This is a genomic window from Alteromonas sp. H02 (genome assembly GCF_059682525.1).
This window is the reverse complement of sequence record NZ_CM185021.1, coordinates 1,637,588-1,663,114: the sequence shown is the minus strand read 5'-3', so window position 1 is coordinate 1,663,114 and position 25,527 is coordinate 1,637,588. Positions and strand designations below refer to the sequence as shown.

The window sequence follows — 25,527 nt, the reverse complement described above, 5'->3', positions numbered from 1 at the left end:
CCCCTTTGGCTAATTTGACAATTAAGACCGTACCCCTTTCAGGGAAGGGAGTCCATACATCTCACACCACCGGGCATACGGTTCCGTACCACGGCGGTTCCTGTCTGTATTGACCATAGTCAATACCTGAGTCTGTTTCGTTCATCGTGTCGCCGCTTTATCGTTTAGAACTCCGCAAACACCGCCCAGGTTTCCGACCCTTCTTGTATATTTGTCCCGGAGCAATGATTCTTCATTGCCTTGTGTCCCGATAACGCGAGAGCACGCGTGACTTGCCGCTCGTGACAGGTTCAGCCCTTCGTGCTATCGGTTTCATAGCACTACTACGGCGTCTGCTGACTTCTGATATTCCATCCCGACACCTCGCGATGTCAGTAGCTCTATAGCAGAATATCAGACCTCCCGGGGTAATTCGCGCGACCTTCCTGCTTATGCCTGTCGGCTCTACGTTGCTGCATTCCGTGCAAGTATTGGGCTTTAGTGATAATGGCCACCTCACCCTGCAACAACGCCTAAACCGCTTCCTGTTCGTCAGGCCAGCATTTTGCCTTCGGCTTCCTTCAGATTTCACCTCACGATGAACACCCTTGCCGTTCGGCTAGCACTTCCCCTTGCCGGGTGTGCAGAGGACTTCCACCTCCAAGTCATCAACTCACCACCACAGTGAGTCGAACAGTGCTAAAGCACTACGCGCCATGCCCGGCGCACCACACAATAAAAAAGCCTGCATTTAAGCAGGCTTTGTCGTTTTAGTTCAGATAGTTATCTTTGTTACTAACTATGTTTATTAGAAGCTCATACGGACACTTGCAGTAACCCTACGACCTACTAAATCATAAAGTGGGTTAAATGTGTAACCAGGAGGTACCTTATCAAACACGTTACGCATGTTAACAAACACAGATGTATCATCACTTACGTTATAACGAACGCCGAGGTCATGAGTCCAAATTGACCCCACAAAAGGAATATCCAAATCTTCTGTAGAACCAGCCCCACCCAATGCCTCAGGTGTTACATCAAAGCGTGCAGCTCTTTCAAGAAAACGACTAGACCAGTTGAAGTTCCAATCCCCTACGTTGTAGTCAACGCTTGTGTTTAGCTGGTCACGTGAATCACCTACTTCGCCAGCTTCAGCATTTGCTTCATTTGGACGGTCTTGGAAAGCAAACAAGTTAAGTTCAAGGTTTCTTGTACCAAATACGTTGAATCTAACTTCGCCTGGAAGGTCCAGACCTAAGTCGGCTAGATCAGTCAAATATCTAACCTGGAAGTCGACACCGCGTGAAGTTCTCGCACCTGCGTTTGCAAAACCAGACGTCACAAGATCTACGTCGTTAGTTGCTGGATCACGAGTAATCTGGCCGCAAAATGCAGCGTCTAGTCCTGCAGAACCGTCAACACAAAGGTCTAGAATCACGGCAAGATCATTATAAATTGAACTTTTAGCCTAAGTGACGATCAGATCGAGGTCTAATCACTTACTTGGTCACTTTGATGAGCCCGACTTTCCTGAAACATTTTGCCCCCATTTCTGATCCGCGTATTGAACGCTGTAAAAAACATAACTTACTCGACATCTTGTTACTGGCGATAAGTGCGGTAATGTCAGGCAGTGAAGGCTGGGAAGACATTGAGCAGTTTGGTCATATCAAACTTGACTGGCTACGCAAATACCGGCCCTTTGAAGCAGGGATCCCACGTCACGATACCATTGCACGGGTGATTTGCCGATTAAAACCCGCTGAAATCGAGAAAGCCTTTCAAGCGTGGATATCCTCGCTTATTGAAGAAACAGGGTGTGGTGTGATTGCGATTGACGGTAAAACCGCCCGTCGTTCGTTTTCCACCAAAGAGAGAAACAACGCGCTGCATGCGGTCAGCGCCTGGAGTTGTCAGCATCAACTCGTGCTCGGGCAAGTGGCCGTCGATAACAAAACCAATGAAATCACTGCCATTCCTGAATTGCTGAGCATGTTGGAAATAGAAAACAGTATTATTACCTTGGATGCCATGGGATGTCAGCGTGAAATAGCCTTGCAAATTGTGAAGCAAAAAGCCGATTACATTTTGGCACTTAAAGGCAATCACTCAGGTATGCAGGCAGAGCTGGCGGCGTGGTGGCATAAAAGTGTGCGGGAGGGCTTATCAGACGAGGTGTACTCGACGCATACAGAAATCAATGCAGGCCATGGGCGCATTGAAACCAGAACCTGTCAGCAACTACTCATCCAGAAAAACTGGCTAACTAAACAGTATCAATGGAGCGGCCTAAAAAGCGTTATTCAAGTGACATCAAAAATACATGAAAAATCGACAAACACTGATAGCGTTGAAACACGCTGGTACGTGAGCTCTCTGGGTTTAAATGCAGAGCAAGCTTTAAATTGTGTACGCAGCCATTGGCAAGTCGAGAGTATGCATTGGGTGTTGGATATGACGTTCAGAGAAGACGAGTCAAGGATCCGTAAAGGACACGGCGCACTGGTCTTCAATGTCATGCGAAAAATAGCCATGGCCTTATTTAAACAAGATGAAACAAAAACAGCGAGTATGAAAGCCAAAAGGAAAATGGCTGCGCTGGATGATGATTACCGCTCAACCCTTTTAGAATCTGGGATTAAAATGCGCTAGCCGTGGGTCTAGAATGTCTTGCGGCTGGATAAAGGTAATGGCATCTTCAACTTCTATGTCATAGTAATCAACTGTAACTGAGAAATTCTCAAGGAACGTCGGTGTGTAAACTACGCCATATGTGAAGCTTTTCGCTGTTTCAGAATCTAGGTCTGGGTTACCACCAGAAATGATATCTATGCTCACGTTATCGTTAGCTTGGAACCCCTCAGGTATACCCAATGCGGCACAGTTTGCAGCTCTATCTGGATCTTCTGAAATGTTATCAGCATCACAAGGATCATTTATATTAGCAAAACCAGGTGACTGAGGACTGAATGCTTCACTCACGTTCGGCGCTCTTACTGCTTCACCCAACTGAGCGCGTACTCTGATGTCATCAAACGGAGCATAAACAAGACCTACCTGCCAAGCGTCAGCCGATCCAGCATGAGAGTAATCCGCTGTTCTGAATGCAGCATCTATTGACAACTCTTTAGCAAATTCCAAGTCGGCCAAAATTGGAAGACGAACTTCCATAAAGAACTCGTCAACATCAAAACTACCTTCTTCATCTGGCGTTGCTGCGCCTAAGAAGAAACCTGCTTTAGTGAATTCATCTGTCGTTGTTTCAGACGTTTCCGTTCTGTTCTCATAACCAAATGCAACACCAATTGCGCCGCCTTGTAGTTCGAGAAACGCGGATGTATCAAATGAGAACTGAGCAAGGAACACTTCTTGTGAAATACTGTCTTCACGAGTCACATTGCCAGAAATGAAGTCTTTCGCTGCGTCAGAACCTTGATTAAATCCAAATGGGTTAAACGGAGCACAATTACCACCATTAACTAGAGCTGGGTCCTCATAACCTTCTCCCTGCGCTGATGGAACCTGACTACGACATGCTGGTAATCCAGTGTTAGGGTCTATAACAGAGTCTACAGCCGCCACAAAGTTAGACGGAATTAAATCGTTTAAAGTGCGACGAGTATTGTCTGTTTGACCATAGTTGTAAGAAACATCGTAATCGAACGTAGTTTCACCTACATCAAAAAAGCCATCGACACCAGTTACCACTCTAAAAAGTGAACGGTCGTTAGATGCTGAACGGTTACCAATATCAGTGAAGAAGCGAGCCGCGCTTACGACAGTCTGACCACCATCAAGCAATCGTTGTCTAGTTACAGAATCCAGGAACGCATTGTCCTCTACATCGATAGTGATATTACCAAATCTGAATGAAGGCTGGAATTGTTGCTCGATGTCCGTATCTACATATTTGATATCACCATAAACGCGAACGTTGCGGCGTTTTTCAAGGTAGTTGTCGCCTGAGCAGTTAAGCTGCTTCTTTTTTATTCTCCGGATTTAACTCCACGCTTCCGATCTTATCCCAGTTTCTGGCCTCACCAGACCAACGACTCGGATTCTTCACTTTTGCCTTGGCATATAACTCAGCGCGCTCTGCCAGTATCTGTTGGTCTTCTCCTTTGTGTCGCTGCTCCGGGGTAACGAATTTTATGCGGCTGTGGCGATGTTCGGTGTTATACCAGCGGACAAAATCTCGCACCCAGGCTCGCGCTTCTTCCAGTGACTTAAAGCCTTCACTCGGCCATCTATGGCAGTATTTGACTGTGCGGAACAGAGATTCTGAATAGGGATTATCATTACTGACTCCGGGACGGCTGCGTGAGCCGATAACGCCCATTTCAATCATCTTAGCTTGCATGGTCAGGCTCTTCATCGGACTGCCATTATCAGAATGTAAGATTATCTCTTCATTCACGCATTTCTCAGACCATAGCGTGCGTTCTAATAGGTTAGCGGCATGCTCACCAGACTCGCAATCATACACTTCCCATCCCACGACTTTACGGCTAAAGATATCCATTATCATGTACAGATAAAAGAACCGACCAATAACTGTAGAGGGGCAGTACGATATATCCCAGGTCCACACTTCACAGGGTCCCGTAGCCGTAAATCCATCAGGTTTTGCCAGTGTACCTTTGGGTTTTGCTTTGCCTCTGTGGGTAAGCTGATTATTGGCTTTCAGTATACGGTAAAAGCTCGATTCCGAACCCAGATAAACTCCCTCATCGGCCAACATGGGCACAATCTGACTGGGCGGCAGACTGGCAAACCGCTCTTCATTGCAGATATCCAAAATGGCTTGTTGTTCTACCTTAGTTAACTTATTAGCAGGCGTCGGCCTGACCGCCTCCTGGCGCATATCTGCACAAATCCCATCCGCGTCACGCCAGCGTTGTAACGTGCGCAGGGATAAGCCGATGATGTCACAGGCTTTGTGCTTTCTGGCCCCCGCGCTAACGGCTTCATCAATCAGTGAAACATAGTATTGCCTATCTGAGAACGTGGTTAATTGTCCTCGTCTTCCCCCCAGTAGGCATTTAACTTTTTTCTGAGCACCAGAAGCGCAGCAGTTTCGGCTAACGCTGCGTCTTTTCGCTTTAGCTCTCTCTCCAGCTCTTTAATGCGCTTCTTATCCGCTTTACGTTCCTGGGCCTGCTGTTTACGCTTATCCGTCTCGGATTGATTACCAGAGATACAGCTATGTTTCCATTGCTGAAGTTGCTCCGGGAAGAGACCCTTTTTCCGGCAATATTCACTTACCTCAACTTCCGACATGGCAGCAGTCTCTATCACGGCAGAAAACTTCTGCTCTGCTGTCCAATTCTCTGGCGTATTACTTTTCGTCAAACTGAAATCGGCCTCTGTATACTTATCCCGCCAACCATACAAAGTAGACAGGCTAACACCTTCTCTTTGTGCGAACTGGCGTAATGATAAACCGCTTTCAATCAACTTACTAACCACTGCCTTTTTATGTTCTTCTGGATAATGTCTCACTCATACCTAACTTCCGCCTCCTGTTTAATGCTATGAAAAACTGAGGCGACAACTATCCTGACACAGGGGGGTTGTCGTTAATATCGTATTTGAACGTTGACGCTACGGTTACTCGATCTTGTTTTGGAGTGAAGTTAACAAAATCTTCTCCGAAAAACACCGTATCAAAACGTTCAGAAAAATTACCAAAAGCAAAGCTATTGGTAAGATCTCGTGATACCTGATCAACTGGAGAACCGTCTGGATTGAAAGTAATTCGAGGACCACCACCGAAAGGGTTCAATACCGTGAAGTTATTTATAAATTCAGAACCGACAAACGGGACAGTAAGTCTATCGGCAATACCATCGTCTTCAGCGGTGTCATCTGGATTGATTACAGTGCCAAAAGCACGAGATTGTTGTAGTTCAGGCTGAAGAACCTCTGAAATACGCTGGTTCTCTACGAAGAAAGTTACGTTACCACGTCCGTCGTCAGTATTTGCACCGGCAAGGAAGTTGTAGCGGAAGCTCTCTGCGCCAATTCCGTTTGTGTCTGTGCTCCCCTGAGCATTGACTTCAAAGCCTTCATAATCATCACGCAAAACCAAGTTAATTACGCCGGCAATTGCATCAGAACCATAAACTGCTGAAGCACCACCAGTAACTACCTCTACGTTTTTAATAAGTGAAACGGGGATAGTACCTGTATCGACTGCAGATGAGCCTGGCGCGCCCGCTACATGGCGCTTTCCATTAACAAGAGTCAGTGTTCTATTCACACCTAAGTTTCTAAGGTTTGGTGAACTTAGACCGGCATTAGCATTACTATTGTTATTACCAATTAGCGTCGATCCTGCCCCCACCGCTGGAAGTTCTGCAAGAATACTACCTAAATCAGGCGTATCAAACCTTGCTAACTGCTCAGCTCCTATCGACACGATCGGAGCCGGTGTTGAAAGCTCGGCACGTGCAATACGAGAACCCGTAACTTGAATTTTTTCTACCGCTTCTTCTGCAGACTTGGCGTCCGCCGTAGCCTCTTGTGCCAATGCAAGATTACTTGCTGAAACCGCGAGTGCAGAACCAAATACGCAAGCTAACTTTACTGACGTAGCCAACTTAGAATTTTTAAACATGTAAGTCTCCCTGGACCTAGTATTTTTGTCTGTGTGTTTTTTTTTGGCTATGTTCTGCTAAATTGTTGCTATACTGTATATGAATACAGTTATTGAGGGTTGATCATGATCCCAGCACAATTTACAAAGCTTATAGCCGAGTTAGAACACTTAACAGATAGTCAAACCCGTTATGTTGAGAAGCTGCTGAAAGGCACTGATAGCGTCTCACAGTTGATAACAGAGCTTGAGGAGCGGATGGTTGAAAACCCTGAATGTCCGCACTGCCATAGCTCACTGATCAATCGGCACGGCAAGGTAAACAAGATGCAGCGTTATCGCTGCAAGAACTGCGGCAAAACCTTTGTAGCGACAACGGCGACACCGCTAGCTCGACTGAGGTACAAAGAGCTTTGGTTAGAATATATTCGCTGTATGCTGGACAGTAAGCCATTGCGTAAATGTGCCGAAGAATGTGGCCTCCACCTTGAAACATCGTTCAGGTGGCGGCACCGATTCTTGGCGCTACCATCAGCACTGAAAGCGAGCAAATTAGAAGGCATTATCGAGGCAGACGAAACACTTTTTCCCTACTCAGAGAAAGGCTCAAAACGGATGACTCGTCAGCCCCGTAAAAGAGGGGTGAAAGCGAAAAAACGAGGACGTTCAAAGGATGATTGGGTGCCAGTTTTAACGGTCAGAGACCGAGCTAAGAGTACGTATGAAGCCGTTGTGCCAAGTGTTACATCGGAAGCTTTGCATCAGGAGCTAGCAGGAAAATTAGAGAAAGACAGTGTGTTGTGTAGTGATGGCTATAAGCCCTACATAGCTCTTTCTGAGAAAAATGATTTAATACACAAGCGCTTAGATGTGGCAGGAGGAATTAAGGTGATAGATAAAGTCTTTCACATTCAAAATGTTAACGCCTATCACAGCCGTCTGAAAGCGTGGATAAAACGGTTTCACGGAGTAGCCACAAAATACTTGGAACACTACCTGGGTTGGTTCAGGTTTATGGATAATCCAGAAAACCTTAACGAAAACAGGCTCTTTTCGATTCAACAACAGTTAATCCGAACATAGCCTTTTTTTTTCGCTTTTGCGAATATTTTTGTAAGGCTTTCGCCCAGCCTCTATATAATACAAAAAACGACTGGGGGTCAATACGCAGTGGTACAAGTGTTTGCTGAAAAGTTCAATTTTTTTTTGAATAAAGTCACGAATTGTAAAGCCTTGCGTACAAAATACTCTTTTATTACATTTTTCTTAATGTATGGCTGTTTTTTATACTAAAGCATAAAAATTAACCACATCGCAGCGTCATCGAAAGAGAGAAAAAGCCTTATACAGTTAAAAAAGTAGACTCTCGAGTCTTAGCTTATCGTATTCAAATAAAATCCAAGCTTTCGTTTTATGGCATTCGGTAATTCGGGCAAGGCCGATTTTGGCAACAAAAAAGTAGCCATGTTGAAAAAATCGAGAAATATGCGATTAGACTCAGTAGTGCGTTTTAAATAGTGATGGCCAGAAGACCCACCGGTACCAATTTTGGTACCCAGCATTCGTTGTACCATCATGGCGTGCCGATAACGCCAGATGGTTAACTGTTCATCAATTTCAGTTAATGCTGTAATAAGTTGAAAAGGTAGATTGAATACTGGCTCTTCAGAATATTGCTTTATAAATAAGGCTGACAATAAGGCTTCGTGGCTAAGCCTAAATTTATCTTCTTTGCGCAGCTTTTCGAACTTTTCATGGTCAAACAGTGCATCAAAGTTTTCTTTGGTAGACTGCCAATCTTTCAGCTCTTGACGCTTATCTGTGATTGAGAGAGTGTCGTTTGTAGATATTGTGTCGTGGTCATCGGTAAGCATTTCTGCGGTGGCTTTTTTATAATACTCCCAAAAGTCGAAATCATCGGTTTTTAGTAATGGCATCTGGTCAGCAAAGTGAGCGTTGATGATTGGATATCGGTTTATCAAAGCCTCAAAAAATAGAACTTGTTCCACTTTTACTGTTCTAGTCTATTAACGATGTAAACTGCTCTTCTGATAAGACTTCTTTTTCCAGTAAGGCTTGTGCAACTTTGCTTATTTGCTCCCAGTATTGGTCAACTAATTGATCAGTTTTCAGGGTTGCTTCCTCCAGCCACTCTTTGACTAACTTTTCAGTCTGAGATTTGAAGTGAACTTCACGGCTCCATTCATGTAACACAGTGGTGTCTAAGTTGTAACTATCGGGATGCATTCCGTATTTGGCAACAGGATTCCAGGCAGACCACATGGCCTGCCTCAAATCACTGCTGGCACCGGTATCTAATCCTTCATCTCCGAACTGTTTTACCTGGGCCGCTCGACCAGCTAACGCTACACATGTCTGCGAGAACCAAAAAGCTTTCGTGTAATCAATTTCTTGTTCCCTGTTGTAGGCCACCATTCCTAAAGCTTGTTCTCTGGGCACAATACTTATTTGTTCAATTATTCTCTCTGGCATCAGAACTTTTGAGATAACCGCATGACCAGCCTCATGAAAGGCGGTTTCTGCCAGCATTTTTGCGCACTTATCAAGTGTCCGTTTAGCGCCATATTTAAGAATATTAATTTCTTCCAGTAACGTACTTTGACCAATTTTGCCAGTATTCTTACTTAGAGCCTGAAGCACTGTCTCCCGATGAACCTTCTCTAAATCTGCACCGCTCATACCAGCCGTTAGTGATACGATTAAATCAACATCTATAGCCTCTTCGTAAACGTCGTACTGCAAGAACTTTTCGATAAACCAGCGCCGGGCATTTTTATCCAGGAAAGGAACATGGACATGAAGATCAAGCCTTCCTGAACGTAATAATGCTTCATCAAGTTTATCCAGCCGATTGGTAGCCGCGACAATAAAAACCGCGCCTTTATTTGGCTATTTGCATTCTAAGGTTGGAAATCAGCTTTTCTGCCAAGGCAATGAAAAGGCTCAGTTGGTTGGAAGCTAAAGTATGAGGGGCTGCATTGTACGTTTTTCGGACCTTGAGACTATAAATTTCCCACCCTATTGATCAGTAGATTTACATTAAAATCATATACACACTGTGATGCCAATTCAAGATAAAGGCGCCATTGCTAGTAACTCACTCTCATACCTATAAACGACATCGTCCAGAGCAGACGTTACTGTATCAATTGGTCGAACGCCACTACCCAGAATTTCAGAAGCAGCTTTCACAAAAAGGGAAGTCGTTACCACTTCATGTGGTAAAAGAGTTTGAAGAGTTTCTTAGGTGTGGTCGGCTTGAGCATGGTTTTTTGCGTGTAGTTTGTGACGACTGCAAGCATGAGAAACTGCTGGCGTTCAGCTGCAAACGCAGGGGATTTTGCCCAAGTTGCGGTGCAAGAAGGATGGCAGAAAGTGCCAAGTTGTTAGTTGAAGATGTTCTTCACGGTTACCCTGTACGCCAATGGGTATTGTGTTTACCCATCCCGCTTCGTCTACTTCTAGCTAGGTATCCCAAACACTTAAGTAAAATCATGCAAATCATTCATCGTGCTATTTCTTGCGATATTGTGCATCGGGCTGGGTATCTTAAGAAGCAAGCAAACACAGGAGCGGTGACTTACATTCAGCGATTTGGTAGTGCACTGAATCTCAATATTCACTTTCACATGCTCTTTTTGGAAGGCGTTATCACTCAGGAGTGTGGACAGTCCAAATTCAAGTGCGTTAAAGCACCAAACCACAATGATATGGAAACCCTCGTGAATGTCATTAGCCATCGCATCGCGACCTACTTGGAGAAGGCCGGGCTCGTTCAACGGGATATGGACAACACATTTCTCGATTTACCCATGGATGACGAAGATAGTTTACTGCCCTTGCAAGCAGCCTCTGTCAATTACCGCATTGCTGTAGGACCAGATACAGGCAAAAAAGTCTTTGCCTTGCAAACCTTACCTGCCAAAGACGAACAACATTACGGTCAATTAGCTCAAATAAACGGTTTTAGCTTACACGCTGGGGTGTTTGCAGACAGCCATCAAACTGACAAACTGGAAAGGCTATGCAGATATATCTCAAGGCCAGCGTTAAGCGAGCAACGATTGAGTCTAACCGATTCAGGAAAAGTAAGATATCAACTGAAAACTCCCTATCAAGACGGTACCACACATGTCTTTTTTACTCCCTTGGATTTCATAGGCAAGCTCGCGGCACTGGTGCCAGTGCCGAGGCTAAACCTTACGAGGTTTTATGGCGTGTTTGCTCCCAATGCTAAGGTGCGTGCCGAGGTAACGGCTTCACAACGCGGTAAGAATAGCCCTCGCTTAGCAGAGCATCTGAAAGATTCAGATAAACCATACCATGCGCGAAGCATGTCGTGGGCACAAAGGTTAAAAAGAGTATTCAATATTGACATCACAGTCTGTGAGGCTTGTGAAAAAACCAACGTCAAAATTATTACTTGTATTACGGATCCGGCTGTTATCCATAAGATTTTGGCGCACCTTGACAAGCAGACTCTTCTTGAAGCAAAAAACGATTCTCTAATGCCGCCACTTCGAGCTCCACCAGCCACAGCCTCATTCAGTGACTACATCATTCAACGCGACTTCGATTTTGGCGCATGAAGCACAAAAAACAGACCATCACTTGAACATGCAACATGTTGAGGTAAGGGCTTTCACATATCTCATTGCGGATTTCAGTACCAAAGACCAGTTATATTGCGTCTATCTTGATGACAACTACTTCACTGATTCCTGAAAAGTACCCATTTGACACACGTGCAACTGGCCTTAAATACAGCTGACACAGTGGGTAGTACATAGCGTTAATATTTCTTATAATCAGTCAGGGCGTTAAAGGCGCTTTACATGGTTTTGAGTGTTATAACTTGCAGGATGAGTCTGGAGAGCCCTTGCCGGTCTATTCCATTGCGTCAGGATTAGATTACCCAGGCGTTGGTCCTCAGCATTGCTTGTTAAAAGACTTAGGGCGAGCTGAATACGTTGCGATAGATGATGAAGACTGCCTCGATGCTTTTATGACGTTGTCGAGAGTAGAGGGTATTATCCCGGCATTAGAAAGTGCACATGCGGTGGCGTATGCCATGAAAAAAGCCAAAACCATGGAGTCAACAAAAAGTATTCTGGTTAATCTTTCTGGTCGAGGTGATAAGGATGCGGATTTTGTTGCTGAAAAATTAGGTTTATAAATTTAATAAGGCAATTCAAGCGCGTTGCACAGGTAATCCATCAGCTCACTGGCTACATTGAAACGGTGATGAATAGTTTTCACAAGGTTTGGCGATAAAATCTGATCATGGCTCAGGGGGTGGATGGCAATAAAGTCTTTGCGCTTTAAGTCCTGAATCATAGGGTGGTTTTTAGCGTAGCCTCTTGGGTAGGTTTTTAGCGAATCCCCTGTAAATTTGTAATAGCGTCGGAACGTTTTATGGTGGGTGATGCTTTTCCATGCATTTGGACTGTCACTGATCATTTCTCTAATTTGATTCAGCGATTTGCCGTCGGGTCGCCAAATTCCAGCGCCCACAAAACAGTCATTGGGGGAGATGTGTAGATAGAACCCGGGCGCATGGACGTCTTTTCCAGCGAGATGCCTAAATTGAATACCAATATTTGTTTTATAGGGCGTTTTATCATTACTGAAGCGAGCATCTCGGTAAACGCGCATTAACGACCCACCCGTTTTTTTTGCAACAGCAGTAAAGTGACTGGACAGGTTTTTAATATTGGGTTCCATGGCGTCAATAAAATCAAGTGAAGGGAGACGCACAAATTCTTCATACTGTGATTTTCGTTCGTTGAACCAGACTCTGTTATTGTTCTCAGAGAGTTGTTGTAAAAAATCGAACGTTTGTTGACTATAAAAGGGTGTGCTCATTGAATTTCTCGCCTTAAAGTTGACTTTAAACACAACTTGTTTGTTTGAGGGTAATATAATAACCTTTTAACATAAATTAACGTATTTGAAGTAAGAGGAGCCGCATGACGAGTTTTAACGTAAAAATCAGTGATCAGGAATTTGAGTTTGAATGTGAAGAAGGGGATACTATTTTGCGTGCGGCGCTACGCGCGGGTCTTGGAATGCCCTATGAGTGTAACTCGGGCGGTTGCGGCGCCTGTAAAGTGGAAGTGCTAGAGGGTAATGTAGACAACATTTGGGAAGATGCACCAGGGCTATCGCCTCGCGATATTAAAAAAGGGCGGAAATTAAGCTGCCAATGTATCCCTACGGAAGATTGCGAAATAAAAGTACGTTTAAACCCTGAGGCAGCGCCTGTTCATAAGCCAATCAAATCTAAAGCGGTTTTATTTGAAATAAATAAACTGACGGATGATATGGCAGAGTTCTGTTTTAAAACGGAACACCCGGCCCATTTCCTAGCAGGGCAATTTGCATTATTAGATTTTCCGGGCATTAGGGGGTCACGTGGTTATTCAATGTGTAATCTACCCAATGAAGAAGGCGAATGGCGTTTTATTATTAAAAAAATGCCTGGCGGTAGTGCGACCACGACCTTATTCGATGACTATCAGGTGGGTGCAGAAATAGTGATTGATGGGCCATACGGTTTAGCTTATTTAAAACCAGAAATTCCAAGAGACATTGTTTGTGTTGGTGGTGGTTCAGGTTTATCCCCTGAAATGTCAATTATTAAAGCCGCTGCAAAAGATCCTAGATTGAGCGATAGAAACATTTATTTGTTCTACGGGGGGCGTACGCCAAAAGACATTTGCCCGCCTGCATTGATCGAGGCAGATGCCGATTTAAAAGCTCGAGTAAAGAATTTCAATGCAGTATCCGATGTTGATGCCGCCGAAGCAGAGGGTTGGACTGGAGACGTTGGCTTTATTCATGAGTTGTTGGGAAAAACGTTGGGTGATAAATTACCCGAGCATGAATTTTATTTCTGTGGCCCGCCTCCTATGACAGACGCCCTAACGCGGATGCTAATGATGGAGTATAAAGTTCCTTTCGATCAAATTCACTATGACCGTTTTTATTAATATCAGATAATCGGTCTACGGTTTTCTATCATTATTGAGTATGATAGCCCCCGAGGCTAAGAGCATTATTTTTAACATTTATAAAAGAGCAAAATTATGAGTAAGATAATATTATGTAAAACAGACGAAGTTAAAGACGAGGCACCTGTTGCGGTAACGCCAGATGGTTTTCCCGCTTTAGCTGTCTATGTTTTTGAGGGTGAGTACTATGTGACCGACAATCTATGTACGCATGGTATGGCCATGTTGACAGACGGATATCAGGATGGTGACGAGGTTGAGTGTCCTTTCCATGGTGGTGCGTTTTCCATTAAGACAGGTGAGCCAACATCATTTCCATGCCAAATTCCCGTTAAGACCTATCCGGTCACCATAGAAGACGGAAATGTTTGTATTCCCGCTGCCGAGTAAGTAGGGGCTTAAGGTGCAAGACTCCATAGATTTTTACTTTGACATGATGAGTCCATTCAGTTATTTGGCTCATACACAGTTACCAGAATTAGCCAGAAAGTACGGTTTATCGGTGAACTATTTGCCGATGGATATTCCACAGGCAAAAATAGCAGCTGGTAACTATGGCCCGTCGAATAGGGATGTGCCAGCTAAAATTAAAATTATGCTGGCCGACTTAAAGCGCTGGGCTGCACATTATGATGTGCCTTTTGCCTTTCCTAAGAGTTTGGAGGTGGAACCTTGGAACGTAGGAGTGCTTTATGCTAACGATAAGGGTCAGGCAGAAGCCTATGTTGATGCCGCCTATGCCGCGCGTCGGGTAAGCCTGTAATGGTTTGTAACGCACTCGCGGCATCCTGCGATACCGCAATGACGCCGGTTAAGTCATGACCAGAACTTTTGAGATAACCGCATGACCAGCCTCATGAAAGGCGGTTTCTGCCAGCATTTTTGCGCACTTATCAAGTGTCCGTTTAGCGCCATATTTAAGAATATTAATTTCTTCCAGTAACGTACTTTGACCAATTTTGCCAGTATTCTTACTTAGAGCCTGAAGCACTGTCTCCCGATGAACCTTCTCTAAATCTGCACCGCTCATACCAGCCGTTAGTGATACGATTAAATCAACATCTATAGCCTCTTCGTAAACGTCGTACTGCAAGAACTTTTCGATAAACCAGCGCCGGGCATTTTTATCCAGGAAAGGAACATGGACATGAAGATCAAGCCTTCCTGAACGTAATAATGCTTCATCAAGTTTATCCAGCCGATTGGTAGCCGCGACAATAAAAACCGCGCCTTTATTTGGCTATTTGCATTCTAAGGTTGGAAATCAGCTTTTCTGCCAAGGCAATGAAAAGGCTCAGTTGGTTGGAAGCTAAAGTATGAGGGGCTGCATTGTACGTTTTTCGGACCTTGAGACTATAAATTTCCCACCCTATTGATCAGTAGATTTACATTAAAATCATATACACACTGTGATGCCAATTCAAGATAAAGGCGCCATTGCTAGTAACTCAATCTCATACCTATAAACGACATCGTCCAGAGCAGACGTTACTGTATCAATTGGTCGAACGCCACTACCCAGAATTTCAGAAGCAGCTTTCACAAAAAGGGAAGTCGTTACCACTTCATGTGGTAAAAGAGTTTGAAGAGTTTCTTAGGTGTGGTCGGCTTGAGCATGGTTTTTTGCGTGTAGTTTGTGACGACTGCAAGCATGAGAAACTGCTGGCGTTCAGCTGCAAACGCAGGGGATTTTGCCCAAGTTGCGGTGCAAGAAGGATGGCAGAAAGTGCCAAGTTGTTAGTTGAAGATGTTCTTCACGGTTACCCTGTACGCCAATGGGTATTGAGTTTACCCATCCCGCTTCGTCTACTTCTAGCTAGGTATCCCAAACACTTAAGTAAAATCATGCAAATCATTCATCGTGCTATTTCTTGCGATATTGTGCATCGGGCTGGGTATCTTAAGAAGCAAGCAAACACAGGAGCGGTGACTTACATTCAGCGATTTGGTAGTGCACTGAATCTCAATATTCACTTTCACATGCTCTTTTTGGAAGGCGTTATCACTCAGGAGTGTGGACAGTCCAAATTCAAGTGCGTTAAAGCACCAAACCACAATGATATGGAAACCCTCGTGAATGTCATTAGCCATCGCATCGCGACCTACTTGGAGAAGGCCGGGCTCGTTCAACGGGATATGGACAACACATTTCTCGATTTACCCATGGATGACGAAGATAGTTTACTGCCCTTGCAAGCAGCCTCTGTCAATTACCGCATTGCTGTAGGACCAGATACAGGCAAAAAAGTCTTTGCCTTGCAAACCTTACCTGCCAAAGACGAACAACATTACGGTCAATTAGCTCAAATAAACGGTTTTAGCTTACACGCTGGGGTGTTTGCAGACAGCCATCAAACTGACAAACTGGAAAGGCTATGCAGATATATCTCAAGGCCAGCGTTAAGCGAGCAACGATTGAGTCTAACCGATTCAGGAAAAGTAAGATATCAACTGAAAACTCCCTATCAAGACGGTACCACACATGTCTTTTTTACTCCCTTGGATTTCATAGGCAAGCTCGCGGCACTGGTGCCAGTGCCGAGGCTAAACCTTACGAGGTTTTATGGCGTGTTTGCTCCCAATGCTAAGGTGCGTGCCGAGGTAACGGCTTCACAACGCGGTAAGAATAGCCCTCGCTTAGCAGAGCATCTGAAAGATTCAGATAAACCATACCATGCGCGAAGCATGTCGTGGGCACAAAGGTTAAAAAGAGTATTCAATATTGACATCACAGTCTGTGAGGCTTGTGAAAAAACCAACGTCAAAATTATTACTTGTATTACGGATCCGGCTGTTATCCATAAGATTTTGGCGCACCTTGACAAGCAGACTCTTCTTGAAGCAAAAAACGATTCTCTAATGCCGCCACTTCGAGCTCCACCAGCCACAGCCTCATTCAGTGACTACATCATTCAACGCGACTTCGATTTTGGCGCATGAAGCACAAAAAACAGACCATCACTTGAACATGCAACATGTTGAGGTAAGGGCTTTCACATATCTCATTGCGGATTTCAGTACCAAAGACCAGTTATATTGCGTCTATCTTGATGACAACTACTTCACTGATTCCTGAAAAGTACCCATTTGACACACGTGCAACTGGCCTTAAATACAGCTGACACAGTGGGTAGTACATAGCGTTAATATTTCTTATACTCCAATCAGGTCATAAAACTTCTTGTGAATGATCGGTAATTATTCGACACGGGAAACGAATGCAGCGCTATCCGACAGCCAGCCTCATGCCTTCTGCCCTGTCGACACAATCACATCCACCTTTAGGTAGTTCTGGTTATTGTCTATCAGCTCGGCCACTTCAGCCAGGTGCTGTTTTCTGAATGCTTCTTTCTGCTCATCATCCAGCGACTCAATCATTCCACGATAGCCCCCATTCCAGACAATATCCCACCATTGATCTGTGCTGCTGATTTCATAACCGAAATCATACTGCCTGCATTGCGGCTGGTTCAGCCCGGCATCAGCAAACAGCTGGTTTATATGCGCATTTGAACACAGGCGTAACCAGCCGGGGATTGGCACATCAAAACCGAATTCGCCATAGAGTCGCATAAAAGCATCGCTGAAAGGCGAAAACGAACCCTCGGCAAAGGTGCTTAGAATAATTCGCCCGCCGGGTTTTACCTGCCTGGCAAACTGTGCCAGCGCCGCTTCCATTTCATTGACAAAGAATATACCAAAGCTGCAGACCGCTGTATCAAATGTTTCGCCGAAGGCCATGTCTTCAAAAGCCATCTGCTGAAAATCTATATTATCCAGCTGGTACTGCTCCGCTTTCTTTTTGGCCTGTGCCAGCATGCCGGCGGATAGATCAACCGCTGTCACCCTGGGCTGGTGCTGATGCCTGGCAAGTTCGGTGGTGACTTTACCTGTTCCGCAGGCGATATCCAGTACCCTCTGGTTTTGCTGAATATCCGCCGCTTCATTGATCACTCTCGCGGTTTTATCAAACCAGGATAGCGCCGGATGATCATAGGCATCTGCGACTGTATCGAAAGTTTTCTGTACATATTGACGACGCTTGTGTATATCCATTATGACCTTTTGCTAAATTGATAGTATGCCTATCTACTCGACAGGTGATTTTTATTTTTCTGATTCTAATGAATTATGCCTTAAGGGCAGGACAATATCAACATTTAAACCACCCAGCTCAGTCGATTTAGAAAAACGCATCTGGCCCTGGTATTCGCTAACAGTATCACTGGCAATCGCCAGGCCGAAACCATGGCCTTCCACGCTTTCATCCAGCCTTCTGCCTCTGCGGGACAATTCATGCACCTGATCCGCAGCAATTCCCGGCCCATCGTCCTCAACGCTTATGTTCAACTGCTGATCACTGCTCACCGTTATTCGCACTTTATGCTGCGCCCATTTACAGGCATTATCCAGCAGGTTACCCAGCAGTTCCATCATGTCCTCGCGATCTATCGGGCAATTCACGTTATCATCAATTCGCTGTTCTATCTGGATATTGCTCTGCGGATACATTAATCCCAGTGTATCAGGTATAAGGAGAATAACCGCTATCACCCATGTATATCAAGGCAGAAAACTTGAGCCTGGATATGCCTGAAATACTCGTCCTTCCTGCCTCTTTCTATACAACCCCCTGGATTTCTGGCTGAAACCGCCCTCTCCCACTGCCTTCCCAGCCTTCCAGCCGGGTTCAGGCAACAGGCCGCCAGGCGGCCTGTCCTTCTGTTGCTGTGCCGTGGAGAGAAGTGTGAAAACCCAGCGCTATGCAAACCAACCTGTATCTGGTGAGGCCCGCGTTGCCGGCAGCAACTCGGGGGGTGACGGTAATGCGCCTTTCTTCATGAGGTGACCCAATATCCTGTCGATGACCGCCTGATCCTCAATGCTGGCGATCACTTTAGTCTTACCGCCACACTTTGGGCACACCGAGACATCAATGTTGAATACCCGTTTCAGGCGCTGTGCCCAGGTCATGGCCTGGTGGTGCTGTTCCGGGGTTTTGTCTTCGATTTTCTTACGGGCGCATCCTTTGCCGCGTTTGGCTGGCGTCACATCAACACGGTGTTTGCTGTTGGGGGCAAATACGCCATGGAACCGGGTCAGGTTCACTCGGGGTTTCGGCACCAGTGCCGCCAGCTTGGCAATGAAATCCAGCGGCTCAAAGATGACGTGGGTAGTGCCGTCGTCCTTTATTTGGCTATTTGCATTCTAAGGTTGGAAATCAGCTTTTCTGCCAAGGCAATGAAAAGGCTCAGTTGGTTGGAAGCTAAAGTATGAGGGGCTGCATTGTACGTTTTTCGGACCTTGAGACTATAAATTTCCCACCCTATTGATCAGTAGATTTACATTAAAATCATATACACACTGTGATGCCAATTCAAGATAAAGGCGCCATTGCTAGTAACTCACTCTCATACCTATAAACGACATCGTCCAGAGCAGACGTTACTGTATCAATTGGTCGAACGCCACTACCCAGAATTTCAGAAGCAGCTTTCACAAAAAGGGAAGTCGTTACCACTTCATGTGGTAAAAGAGTTTGAAGAGTTTCTTAGGTGTGGTCGGCTTGAGCATGGTTTTTTGCGTGTAGTTTGTGACGACTGCAAGCATGAGAAACTGCTGGCGTTCAGCTGCAAACGCAGGGGATTTTGCCCAAGTTGCGGTGCAAGAAGGATGGCAGAAAGTGCCAAGTTGTTAGTTGAAGATGTTCTTCACGGTTACCCTGTACGCCAATGGGTATTGAGTTTACCCATCCCGCTTCGTCTACTTCTAGCTAGGTATCCCAAACACTTAAGTAAAATCATGCAAATCATTCATCGTGCTATTTCTTGCGATATTGTGCATCGGGCTGGGTATCTTAAGAAGCAAGCAAACACAGGAGCGGTGACTTACATTCAGCGATTTGGTAGTGCACTGAATCTCAATATTCACTTTCACATGCTCTTTTTGGAAGGCGTTATCACTCAGGAGTGTGGACAGTCCAAATTCAAGTGCGTTAAAGCACCAAACCACAATGATATGGAAACCCTCGTGAATGTCATTAGCCATCGCATCGCGACCTACTTGGAGAAGGCCGGGCTCGTTCAACGGGATATGGACAACACATTTCTCGATTTACCCATGGATGACGAAGATAGTTTACTGCCCTTGCAAGCAGCCTCTGTCAATTACCGCATTGCTGTAGGACCAGATACAGGCAAAAAAGTCTTTGCCTTGCAAACCTTACCTGCCAAAGACGAACAACATTACGGTCAATTAGCTCAAATAAACGGTTTTAGCTTACACGCTGGGGTGTTTGCAGACAGCCATCAAACTGACAAACTGGAAAGGCTATGCAGATATATCTCAAGGCCAGCGTTAAGCGAGCAACGATTGAGTCTAACCGATTCAGGAAAAGTAAGATATCAACTGAAAACTCCCTATCAAGACGGTACCACACATGTCTTTTTTACTCCCTTGGATTTCATAGGCAAGCTCGCGGCACTGGTGCCAGTGCCGAGGCTAAACCTTACGAGGTTTTATGGCGTGTTTGCTCCCAATGCTAAGGTGCGTGCCGAGGTAACGGCTTCACAACGCGGTAAGAATAGCCCTCGCTTAGCAGAGCATCTGAAAGATTCAGATAAACCATACCATGCGCGAAGCATGTCGTGGGCACAAAGGTTAAAAAGAGTATTCAATATTGACATCACAGTCTGTGAGGCTTGTGAAAAAACCAACGTCAAAATTATTACTTGTATTACGGATCCGGCTGTTATCCATAAGATTTTGGCGCACCTTGACAAGCAGACTCTTCTTGAAGCAAAAAACGATTCTCTAATGCCGCCACTTCGAGCTCCACCAGCCACAGCCTCATTCAGTGACTACATCATTCAACGCGACTTCGATTTTGGCGCATGAAGCACAAAAAACAGACCATCACTTGAACATGCAACATGTTGAGGTAAGGGCTTTCACATATCTCATTGCGGATTTCAGTACCAAAGACCAGTTATATTGCGTCTATCTTGATGACAACTACTTCACTGATTCCTGAAAAGTACCCATTTGACACACGTGCAACTGGCCTTAAATACAGCTGACACAGTGGGTAGTACATAGCGTTAATATTTCTTATACTCCAATCAGCCGCATTGCCGAACATTGTCCTAGTGGGCTTAAAGCATACCATTCGCCTTTTTGGCAAGCGTTAACGTTAACCAAGCGAGATGAAACCCAGTGGCATACGTTTTATAACAATTTAAATGAAAAGGTTGCAGCAATAGCATTCGATTATATCGATAACCCCAGACTATTAGATGAGCGAATGCTTGAAGATAACAAACCATTAAATAAGCTCATCAGGATAGGGGATGACCACGCTGTAGCTGCCTTAATAGCACTTTTTCGGCAGTTTACTGAACTTGTAATAATAAACGATGATATTGAAACCCATTTATATAATGTGTTCTTTAATTTCTTGTCGCGATTTTGCCCTAATAGCTTTTTACCTGAACTTTACACATACATTTATGATAATATCTTCCAGCATCGACCTATTTTAGCTAGGCAATCGCCTTGGCCTGATTCAGTAGAAGTTGTTGCACATATGCTCTGGATAGAGCAGAAGAATGAAATGATGGCTGAAGATTTGATGATAATTGATCGTTATACCACAGCTAGAGAGTTCTTTTATTGGAAACATCGCGGTAACAAACCACTTATTATTCATGAAATAGCAGAAGCCTTTCACCACGAAAAATGGAAGCTACCAGATAGCGACCAAGGATTAAAGTGGCTACTCAAAGCGCTTAATAAATCCCGTCCTAAAAAGCATAAATTTGGTGAAGTTTATTTTTGATTTTTGGGTTGCTAAAAAAGATCGGATCAACGCTAATAAAGAATGGATCACCTGCTAATTTCAATGGACTCTACAGTTGCAAAATCCACTCACTTTTAGCCGTCAATCCAACCAGCTTTAGCATCCGATCCAAATAATATTAGCAGGGCATTCCGAACAGAATTAGCAGATAAAAGAAAACCAGCTCCCGCTGGCTTTCTTTGCTTGGCTTAGGTTGCTCCCAAAAGGAAAAAATCTACCTAAATTTAAGGCCAAGTTCTACAGCTTAAAGGATTACCACCTTTATCAAAGCCCCAACCTTTAATAATGTAAGTATTTGAGTCTACAACGTAATAGATTAAACATTTACCAATCCACTCACGTTCAGTTCTAGTGTTTTCCAAGACTTCCTGCACAAAAATATGGTAAATATAATTCCCTTCATTATCTTTGGTTATTTCTGTAAGTCCTTGGCCTGACTTGACATAATCCCCCCTGATTAGTTGACCTGAATTCGAATATTTATAAGTTTTTCTATCCTTCATTTCTAACCCAACGACACTATCCTTCAAGCCCACAAAATCCTCATGACCTGAAGTAGCAACACACCCACTCATAAAAGTTAACCAAAAGACACTTAAGATTACTAAAGCGAAACTTTTCATTACTTTCTCCTCTCATTGAGTAAATCTAGATAATAATAATGCGAGTATGGTCTAGCTGCCGCAGCAATTGTTATAGCGTAAGAAGGTGGCATAGTTGCAATTAGTGAAAACTGATCATCAGGTATGAAACTATAATCATGCAAGCCATCATGAAATTCAGCAAACGCGTCCATGTAAGGGCCTTTTGCAGCAGTCTGCATAAAACCAGATTGATCTGAACTTAATGGAGCTTTCTTTAAAGTCCCATTTGCAAGCTGTCTCATAGTATCTTCATCAAGTTGCTTACCAACATCTGGGCGACCTTCCTGCCACATATGTGGTTCACCTGATTCATTGTATGGCTGTCCTGTTACTTTGCTAGTTTTTGTGCTAACTCGCTTATAAAGTTCACTTGCACCCATTGTCAATGCTTGAACCATTGCAGCAGTTCTCGCACCTTTACTACAAGAGCCACCTGAAGCTTTACCAGCTCCACAACCGCCTGCCGCAGCCACAGCAACTCGTTTCGCTGCATCACCCCAGCCACTTACGCTACCGAAGTTAGCGTAGCCTCCCGCTGCACCAGCAATTGAGCCTGTAAATGCTCCACGCAATGCTCCAGTTAGGCTTCCTGTATTAAGCGCTCCTGCAACAAAACCACCTGCCGCTCCTGCTATGGCTCCTGCGGTAATGGCCCCTCCAACGGAAAGCCCTGTTACAAAGGTTTGGGTGGTGCCTAAAACGCTCATGGTAAACCCTTGAGTCATTCCCCAACCTGCGGCCCAACCTGATGCTGCGCCATAAGTTACAACTGAGACGGCTATTGCAACTGCTACTTTCCAGTATTTCTTCACAAACTTCTTAAGTTTTTTAAAGAAATACCCACTCGGATCGGTATAACTCATCGGGTTATTCAGCACGTATGAATAACGATTATAATTCTGCGAGTTTAACGGTGCCTGAATAAACGGATCAGCCTGCAAAAACCTACCCAAGGTTGGATCGTAGATCCGACCATTCATATGGATAATGCCAAGCCCATCCATCATATTATGACTCTGTACTCATTAAGGATTTCATTTACAAATAATGCCTGACAACCACGGCGGTTTAGACTATTTTCTCATGGCTTGCACTTCACATTATAGCCGATTTTTCGGCGGCAGTATTGTACGCTTTTCGCTACGGCGCTGCCATTTCCTACTAGTGCAGGTTTGGTGAATAGGTAGAATAGGCAAATCAAAATAAAATAAGTAAAGCAAAAACGAGCAGAGCAAACCGTGCTGTATAGAAATTAGTTTGCCCTTGCGCCATTACTGCTATGCTTTTGCAAACCTTGCCCGAAAAAGACGATGATAACTATGGTCATTTAGCTCAAATAGGCGGTTTTAGCTTACTTGTTAGGGAGTTTGCTGACAGCCACGAATCTGAGAAACTGGAACGGCTATGTCGGTACATGTATTGGTCAAAACCGGACATCCTGGTATGAGGCCTCTCGGGCTGCTCTGTACGTTTTTCGGACCTTGAGACTATAAATTTCCCACCCTATTGATCAGTAGATTTACATTAAAATCATATACACACTGTGATGCCAATTCAAGATAAAGGCGCCATTGCTAGTAACTCACTCTCATACCTATAAACGACATCGTCCAGAGCAGACGTTACTGTATCAATTGGTCGAACGCCACTACCCAGAATTTCAGAAGCAGCTTTCACAAAAAGGGAAGTCGTTACCACTTCATGTGGTAAAAGAGTTTGAAGAGTTTCTTAGGTGTGGTCGGCTTGAGCATGGTTTTTTGCGTGTAGTTTGTGACGACTGCAAGCATGAGAAACTGCTGGCGTTCAGCTGCAAACGCAGGGGATTTTGCCCAAGTTGCGGTGCAAGAAGGATGGCAGAAAGTGCCAAGTTGTTAGTTGAAGATGTTCTTCACGGTTACCCTGTACGCCAATGGGTATTGAGTTTACCCATCCCGCTTCGTCTACTTCTAGCTAGGTATCCCAAACACTTAAGTAAAATCATGCAAATCATTCATCGTGCTATTTCTTGCGATATTGTGCATCGGGCTGGGTATCTTAAGAAGCAAGCAAACACAGGAGCGGTGACTTACATTCAGCGATTTGGTAGTGCACTGAATCTCAATATTCACTTTCACATGCTCTTTTTGGAAGGCGTTATCACTCAGGAGTGTGGACAGTCCAAATTCAAGTGCGTTAAAGCACCAAACCACAATGATATGGAAACCCTCGTGAATGTCATTAGCCATCGCATCGCGACCTACTTGGAGAAGGCCGGGCTCGTTCAACGGGATATGGACAACACATTTCTCGATTTACCCATGGATGACGAAGATAGTTTACTGCCCTTGCAAGCAGCCTCTGTCAATTACCGCATTGCTGTAGGACCAGATACAGGCAAAAAAGTCTTTGCCTTGCAAACCTTACCTGCCAAAGACGAACAACATTACGGTCAATTAGCTCAAATAAACGGTTTTAGCTTACACGCTGGGGTGTTTGCAGACAGCCATCAAACTGACAAACTGGAAAGGCTATGCAGATATATCTCAAGGCCAGCGTTAAGCGAGCAACGATTGAGTCTAACCGATTCAGGAAAAGTAAGATATCAACTGAAAACTCCCTATCAAGACGGTACCACACATGTCTTTTTTACTCCCTTGGATTTCATAGGCAAGCTCGCGGCACTGGTGCCAGTGCCGAGGCTAAACCTTACGAGGTTTTATGGCGTGTTTGCTCCCAATGCTAAGGTGCGTGCCGAGGTAACGGCTTCACAACGCGGTAAGAATAGCCCTCGCTTAGCAGAGCATCTGAAAGATTCAGATAAACCATACCATGCGCGAAGCATGTCGTGGGCACAAAGGTTAAAAAGAGTATTCAATATTGACATCACAGTCTGTGAGGCTTGTGAAAAAACCAACGTCAAAATTATTACTTGTATTACGGATCCGGCTGTTATCCATAAGATTTTGGCGCACCTTGACAAGCAGACTCTTCTTGAAGCAAAAAACGATTCTCTAATGCCGCCACTTCGAGCTCCACCAGCCACAGCCTCATTCAGTGACTACATCATTCAACGCGACTTCGATTTTGGCGCATGAAGCACAAAAAACAGACCATCACTTGAACATGCAACATGTTGAGGTAAGGGCTTTCACATATCTCATTGCGGATTTCAGTACCAAAGACCAGTTATATTGCGTCTATCTTGATGACAACTACTTCACTGATTCCTGAAAAGTACCCATTTGACACACGTGCAACTGGCCTTAAATACAGCTGACACAGTGGGTAGTACATAGCGTTAATATTTCTTATACTCATTTCCCCTCATTGCGTATTGTCCTGGTGCCAAGCCAAATAACATTACATCACCATTTGGTAATCTTCAGGTGATATTCAGGTTATCTAGGGGTTATACACTGATATTTCAAAAAA

22 protein-coding genes and 4 pseudogenes are annotated in these 25,527 nt (G+C 44.5%); 11 read left to right on the top strand and 15 right to left on the bottom strand.

Annotated elements, in window-relative coordinates:
• Nucleotides 1-787: 787 nt before the first annotated feature.
• A complete protein-coding gene (locus AC566Q_RS07630; RefSeq protein WP_499615428.1) occupies nt 788-1,420 on the bottom strand; it encodes a TonB-dependent receptor domain-containing protein in 633 nt (210 codons plus the stop codon).
• Nucleotides 1,421-1,497: 77 nt separating this feature from the next.
• Between AC566Q_RS07630 and AC566Q_RS07625 the strand changes: the two genes are divergently transcribed.
• On the top strand, nt 1,498-2,634 hold the full coding sequence (locus AC566Q_RS07625; protein ID WP_112403874.1) for an ISAs1 family transposase: 1,137 nt from the start codon (nt 1,498-1,500) through the stop codon (nt 2,632-2,634).
• On the opposite strand, the gene AC566Q_RS07620 is transcribed toward AC566Q_RS07625, so the two are convergent.
• From AC566Q_RS07620 to AC566Q_RS07610, 3 genes are all read right to left on the bottom strand, one after another.
• Nucleotides 2,608-3,783: a TonB-dependent receptor gene (locus AC566Q_RS07620; protein WP_499615425.1), complete on the bottom strand. Its 1,176-nt coding sequence runs from the start codon at nt 3,781-3,783 to the stop codon at nt 2,608-2,610. The two genes, AC566Q_RS07625 and AC566Q_RS07620, sit on opposite strands and share 27 nt — an antisense overlap.
• Nucleotides 3,784-3,952: 169 nt before the next feature.
• Nucleotides 3,953-5,484 (bottom strand): IS3 family transposase gene (locus AC566Q_RS07615; protein WP_499615422.1). Its coding sequence is split into 2 segments (ribosomal slippage): nt 3,953-5,022 and nt 5,022-5,484, totalling 1,533 coding nucleotides; the frame shifts between segments, so codons are not numbered across the junction.
• A 52-nt stretch (nt 5,485-5,536) separates the two neighbouring features.
• Nucleotides 5,537-6,601 (bottom strand): TonB-dependent receptor plug domain-containing protein, encoded by a 1,065-nt coding sequence (locus AC566Q_RS07610; protein WP_499615418.1) that lies wholly within the window; start codon nt 6,599-6,601, stop codon nt 5,537-5,539.
• 105 nt (nt 6,602-6,706) lie between these two features.
• Here AC566Q_RS07610 and AC566Q_RS07605 point away from each other — a divergent pair, with 105 nt between their 5' ends.
• A complete protein-coding gene (locus AC566Q_RS07605; RefSeq protein ID WP_139336491.1) occupies nt 6,707-7,663 on the top strand; it encodes an IS1595 family transposase in 957 nt (318 codons plus the stop codon).
• Between the two features lie 290 nt (nt 7,664-7,953).
• Here the strand turns inward: AC566Q_RS07605 and AC566Q_RS07600 are convergent.
• The 3 genes and pseudogenes from AC566Q_RS07600 to AC566Q_RS07590 form a co-directional block, all read right to left on the bottom strand.
• Nucleotides 7,954-8,520 (bottom strand): annotated as a pseudogene (locus tag AC566Q_RS07600) (tryptophan 2,3-dioxygenase family protein); the annotation flags it as partial.
• Nucleotides 8,521-8,599: 79 nt separating this feature from the next.
• On the bottom strand, nt 8,600-9,343 hold the full coding sequence (locus AC566Q_RS07595; RefSeq protein WP_499615415.1) for an FtsH/Yme1/Tma family ATP-dependent metallopeptidase: 744 nt from the start codon (nt 9,341-9,343) through the stop codon (nt 8,600-8,602).
• A gap of 54 nt (nt 9,344-9,397) precedes the next feature.
• A pseudogene (locus tag AC566Q_RS07590) lies at nt 9,398-9,469 on the bottom strand (AAA family ATPase); the annotation flags it as partial.
• A gap of 206 nt (nt 9,470-9,675) precedes the next feature.
• Here AC566Q_RS07590 and AC566Q_RS07585 point away from each other — a divergent pair.
• Nucleotides 9,676-11,190: a transposase gene (locus tag AC566Q_RS07585; RefSeq protein WP_492225539.1), complete on the top strand. Its 1,515-nt coding sequence runs from the start codon at nt 9,676-9,678 to the stop codon at nt 11,188-11,190.
• Nucleotides 11,191-11,480: 290 nt separating this feature from the next.
• Nucleotides 11,481-11,777, top strand: a complete 297-nt coding sequence (locus tag AC566Q_RS07580) for a hypothetical protein (protein ID WP_499615412.1) — start codon at nt 11,481-11,483, stop codon at nt 11,775-11,777.
• A 2-nt stretch (nt 11,778-11,779) separates the two neighbouring features.
• Here AC566Q_RS07580 and AC566Q_RS07575 read toward each other — a convergent pair whose 3' ends face one another.
• Nucleotides 11,780-12,466 (bottom strand): DUF2461 domain-containing protein, encoded by a 687-nt coding sequence (locus AC566Q_RS07575; RefSeq protein ID WP_499615409.1) that lies wholly within the window; start codon nt 12,464-12,466, stop codon nt 11,780-11,782.
• A gap of 104 nt (nt 12,467-12,570) precedes the next feature.
• On the opposite strand from AC566Q_RS07575, the gene AC566Q_RS07570 reads away from it, so the two are divergent.
• From AC566Q_RS07570 to AC566Q_RS07560, 3 genes are all read left to right on the top strand, one after another.
• The gene (locus tag AC566Q_RS07570; RefSeq protein WP_499607929.1) at nt 12,571-13,593 is read left to right on the top strand and encodes a 2Fe-2S iron-sulfur cluster-binding protein; all 1,023 of its coding nucleotides are present in this window, start codon (nt 12,571-12,573) and stop codon (nt 13,591-13,593) included.
• Nucleotides 13,594-13,689: 96 nt separating this feature from the next.
• Entirely contained in the window at nt 13,690-14,004 is a 315-nt protein-coding gene (locus AC566Q_RS07565; RefSeq protein ID WP_499607926.1) for a non-heme iron oxygenase ferredoxin subunit, read from the top strand.
• Between the two features lie 13 nt (nt 14,005-14,017).
• Nucleotides 14,018-14,377 carry a DsbA family protein gene (locus AC566Q_RS07560; protein WP_499607923.1) on the top strand — a complete coding sequence of 120 codons (360 nt, stop codon included), beginning with the start codon at nt 14,018-14,020 and terminating at the stop codon, nt 14,375-14,377.
• A 48-nt stretch (nt 14,378-14,425) separates the two neighbouring features.
• On the opposite strand, the gene AC566Q_RS07555 is transcribed toward AC566Q_RS07560, so the two are convergent.
• On the bottom strand, nt 14,426-14,707 hold the full coding sequence (locus AC566Q_RS07555) for a hypothetical protein (protein ID WP_499607920.1): 282 nt from the start codon (nt 14,705-14,707) through the stop codon (nt 14,426-14,428).
• A gap of 54 nt (nt 14,708-14,761) precedes the next feature.
• Nucleotides 14,762-14,833: pseudogene (locus AC566Q_RS07550) on the bottom strand (AAA family ATPase); the annotation flags it as partial.
• A 206-nt stretch (nt 14,834-15,039) separates the two neighbouring features.
• Between AC566Q_RS07550 and AC566Q_RS07545 the strand changes: the two are divergent.
• Nucleotides 15,040-16,554 (top strand): transposase, encoded by a 1,515-nt coding sequence (locus AC566Q_RS07545; RefSeq protein ID WP_499617400.1) that lies wholly within the window; start codon nt 15,040-15,042, stop codon nt 16,552-16,554.
• A 303-nt stretch (nt 16,555-16,857) separates the two neighbouring features.
• Here the strand turns inward: AC566Q_RS07545 and AC566Q_RS07540 are convergent, their stop codons facing one another.
• From AC566Q_RS07540 to AC566Q_RS07530, 3 genes and pseudogenes are all read right to left on the bottom strand, one after another.
• Nucleotides 16,858-17,670, bottom strand: coding sequence for a class I SAM-dependent methyltransferase (locus AC566Q_RS07540; RefSeq protein ID WP_499615405.1), 813 nt, complete (start codon nt 17,668-17,670; stop codon nt 16,858-16,860).
• A gap of 51 nt (nt 17,671-17,721) precedes the next feature.
• The gene (locus AC566Q_RS07535) at nt 17,722-18,126 is read right to left on the bottom strand and encodes an ATP-binding protein (protein ID WP_499615402.1); all 405 of its coding nucleotides are present in this window, start codon (nt 18,124-18,126) and stop codon (nt 17,722-17,724) included.
• Nucleotides 18,127-18,375: 249 nt separating this feature from the next.
• Nucleotides 18,376-18,798: pseudogene (locus tag AC566Q_RS07530) on the bottom strand (transposase); the annotation flags it as partial.
• A gap of 198 nt (nt 18,799-18,996) precedes the next feature.
• On the opposite strand from AC566Q_RS07530, the gene AC566Q_RS07525 reads away from it, so the two are divergent.
• Complete coding sequence (locus tag AC566Q_RS07525; RefSeq protein ID WP_069945706.1) at nt 18,997-20,511, top strand: transposase; 1,515 nt, start codon at nt 18,997-18,999, stop codon at nt 20,509-20,511.
• Between the two features lie 406 nt (nt 20,512-20,917).
• Nucleotides 20,918-21,451 carry a hypothetical protein gene (locus AC566Q_RS07520; RefSeq protein ID WP_499615399.1) on the top strand — a complete coding sequence of 178 codons (534 nt, stop codon included), beginning with the start codon at nt 20,918-20,920 and terminating at the stop codon, nt 21,449-21,451.
• Nucleotides 21,452-21,696: 245 nt separating this feature from the next.
• Here AC566Q_RS07520 and AC566Q_RS07515 read toward each other — a convergent pair whose 3' ends face one another.
• Together AC566Q_RS07515 and AC566Q_RS07510 are read right to left on the bottom strand one after the other, a co-directional pair.
• On the bottom strand, nt 21,697-22,095 hold the full coding sequence (locus AC566Q_RS07515; protein WP_499615398.1) for a hypothetical protein: 399 nt from the start codon (nt 22,093-22,095) through the stop codon (nt 21,697-21,699).
• Nucleotides 22,095-23,123 (bottom strand): RHS repeat protein, encoded by a 1,029-nt coding sequence (locus tag AC566Q_RS07510; RefSeq protein ID WP_499615396.1) that lies wholly within the window; start codon nt 23,121-23,123, stop codon nt 22,095-22,097. Before AC566Q_RS07510 ends, AC566Q_RS07515 begins: the two co-directional genes overlap by 1 nt.
• Before the next feature lie 552 nt (nt 23,124-23,675).
• Here AC566Q_RS07510 and AC566Q_RS07505 point away from each other — a divergent pair.
• Nucleotides 23,676-25,190 (top strand): transposase, encoded by a 1,515-nt coding sequence (locus AC566Q_RS07505; protein WP_069945706.1) that lies wholly within the window; start codon nt 23,676-23,678, stop codon nt 25,188-25,190.
• The last annotated feature ends 337 nt before the right edge of the window (nt 25,191-25,527 follow it).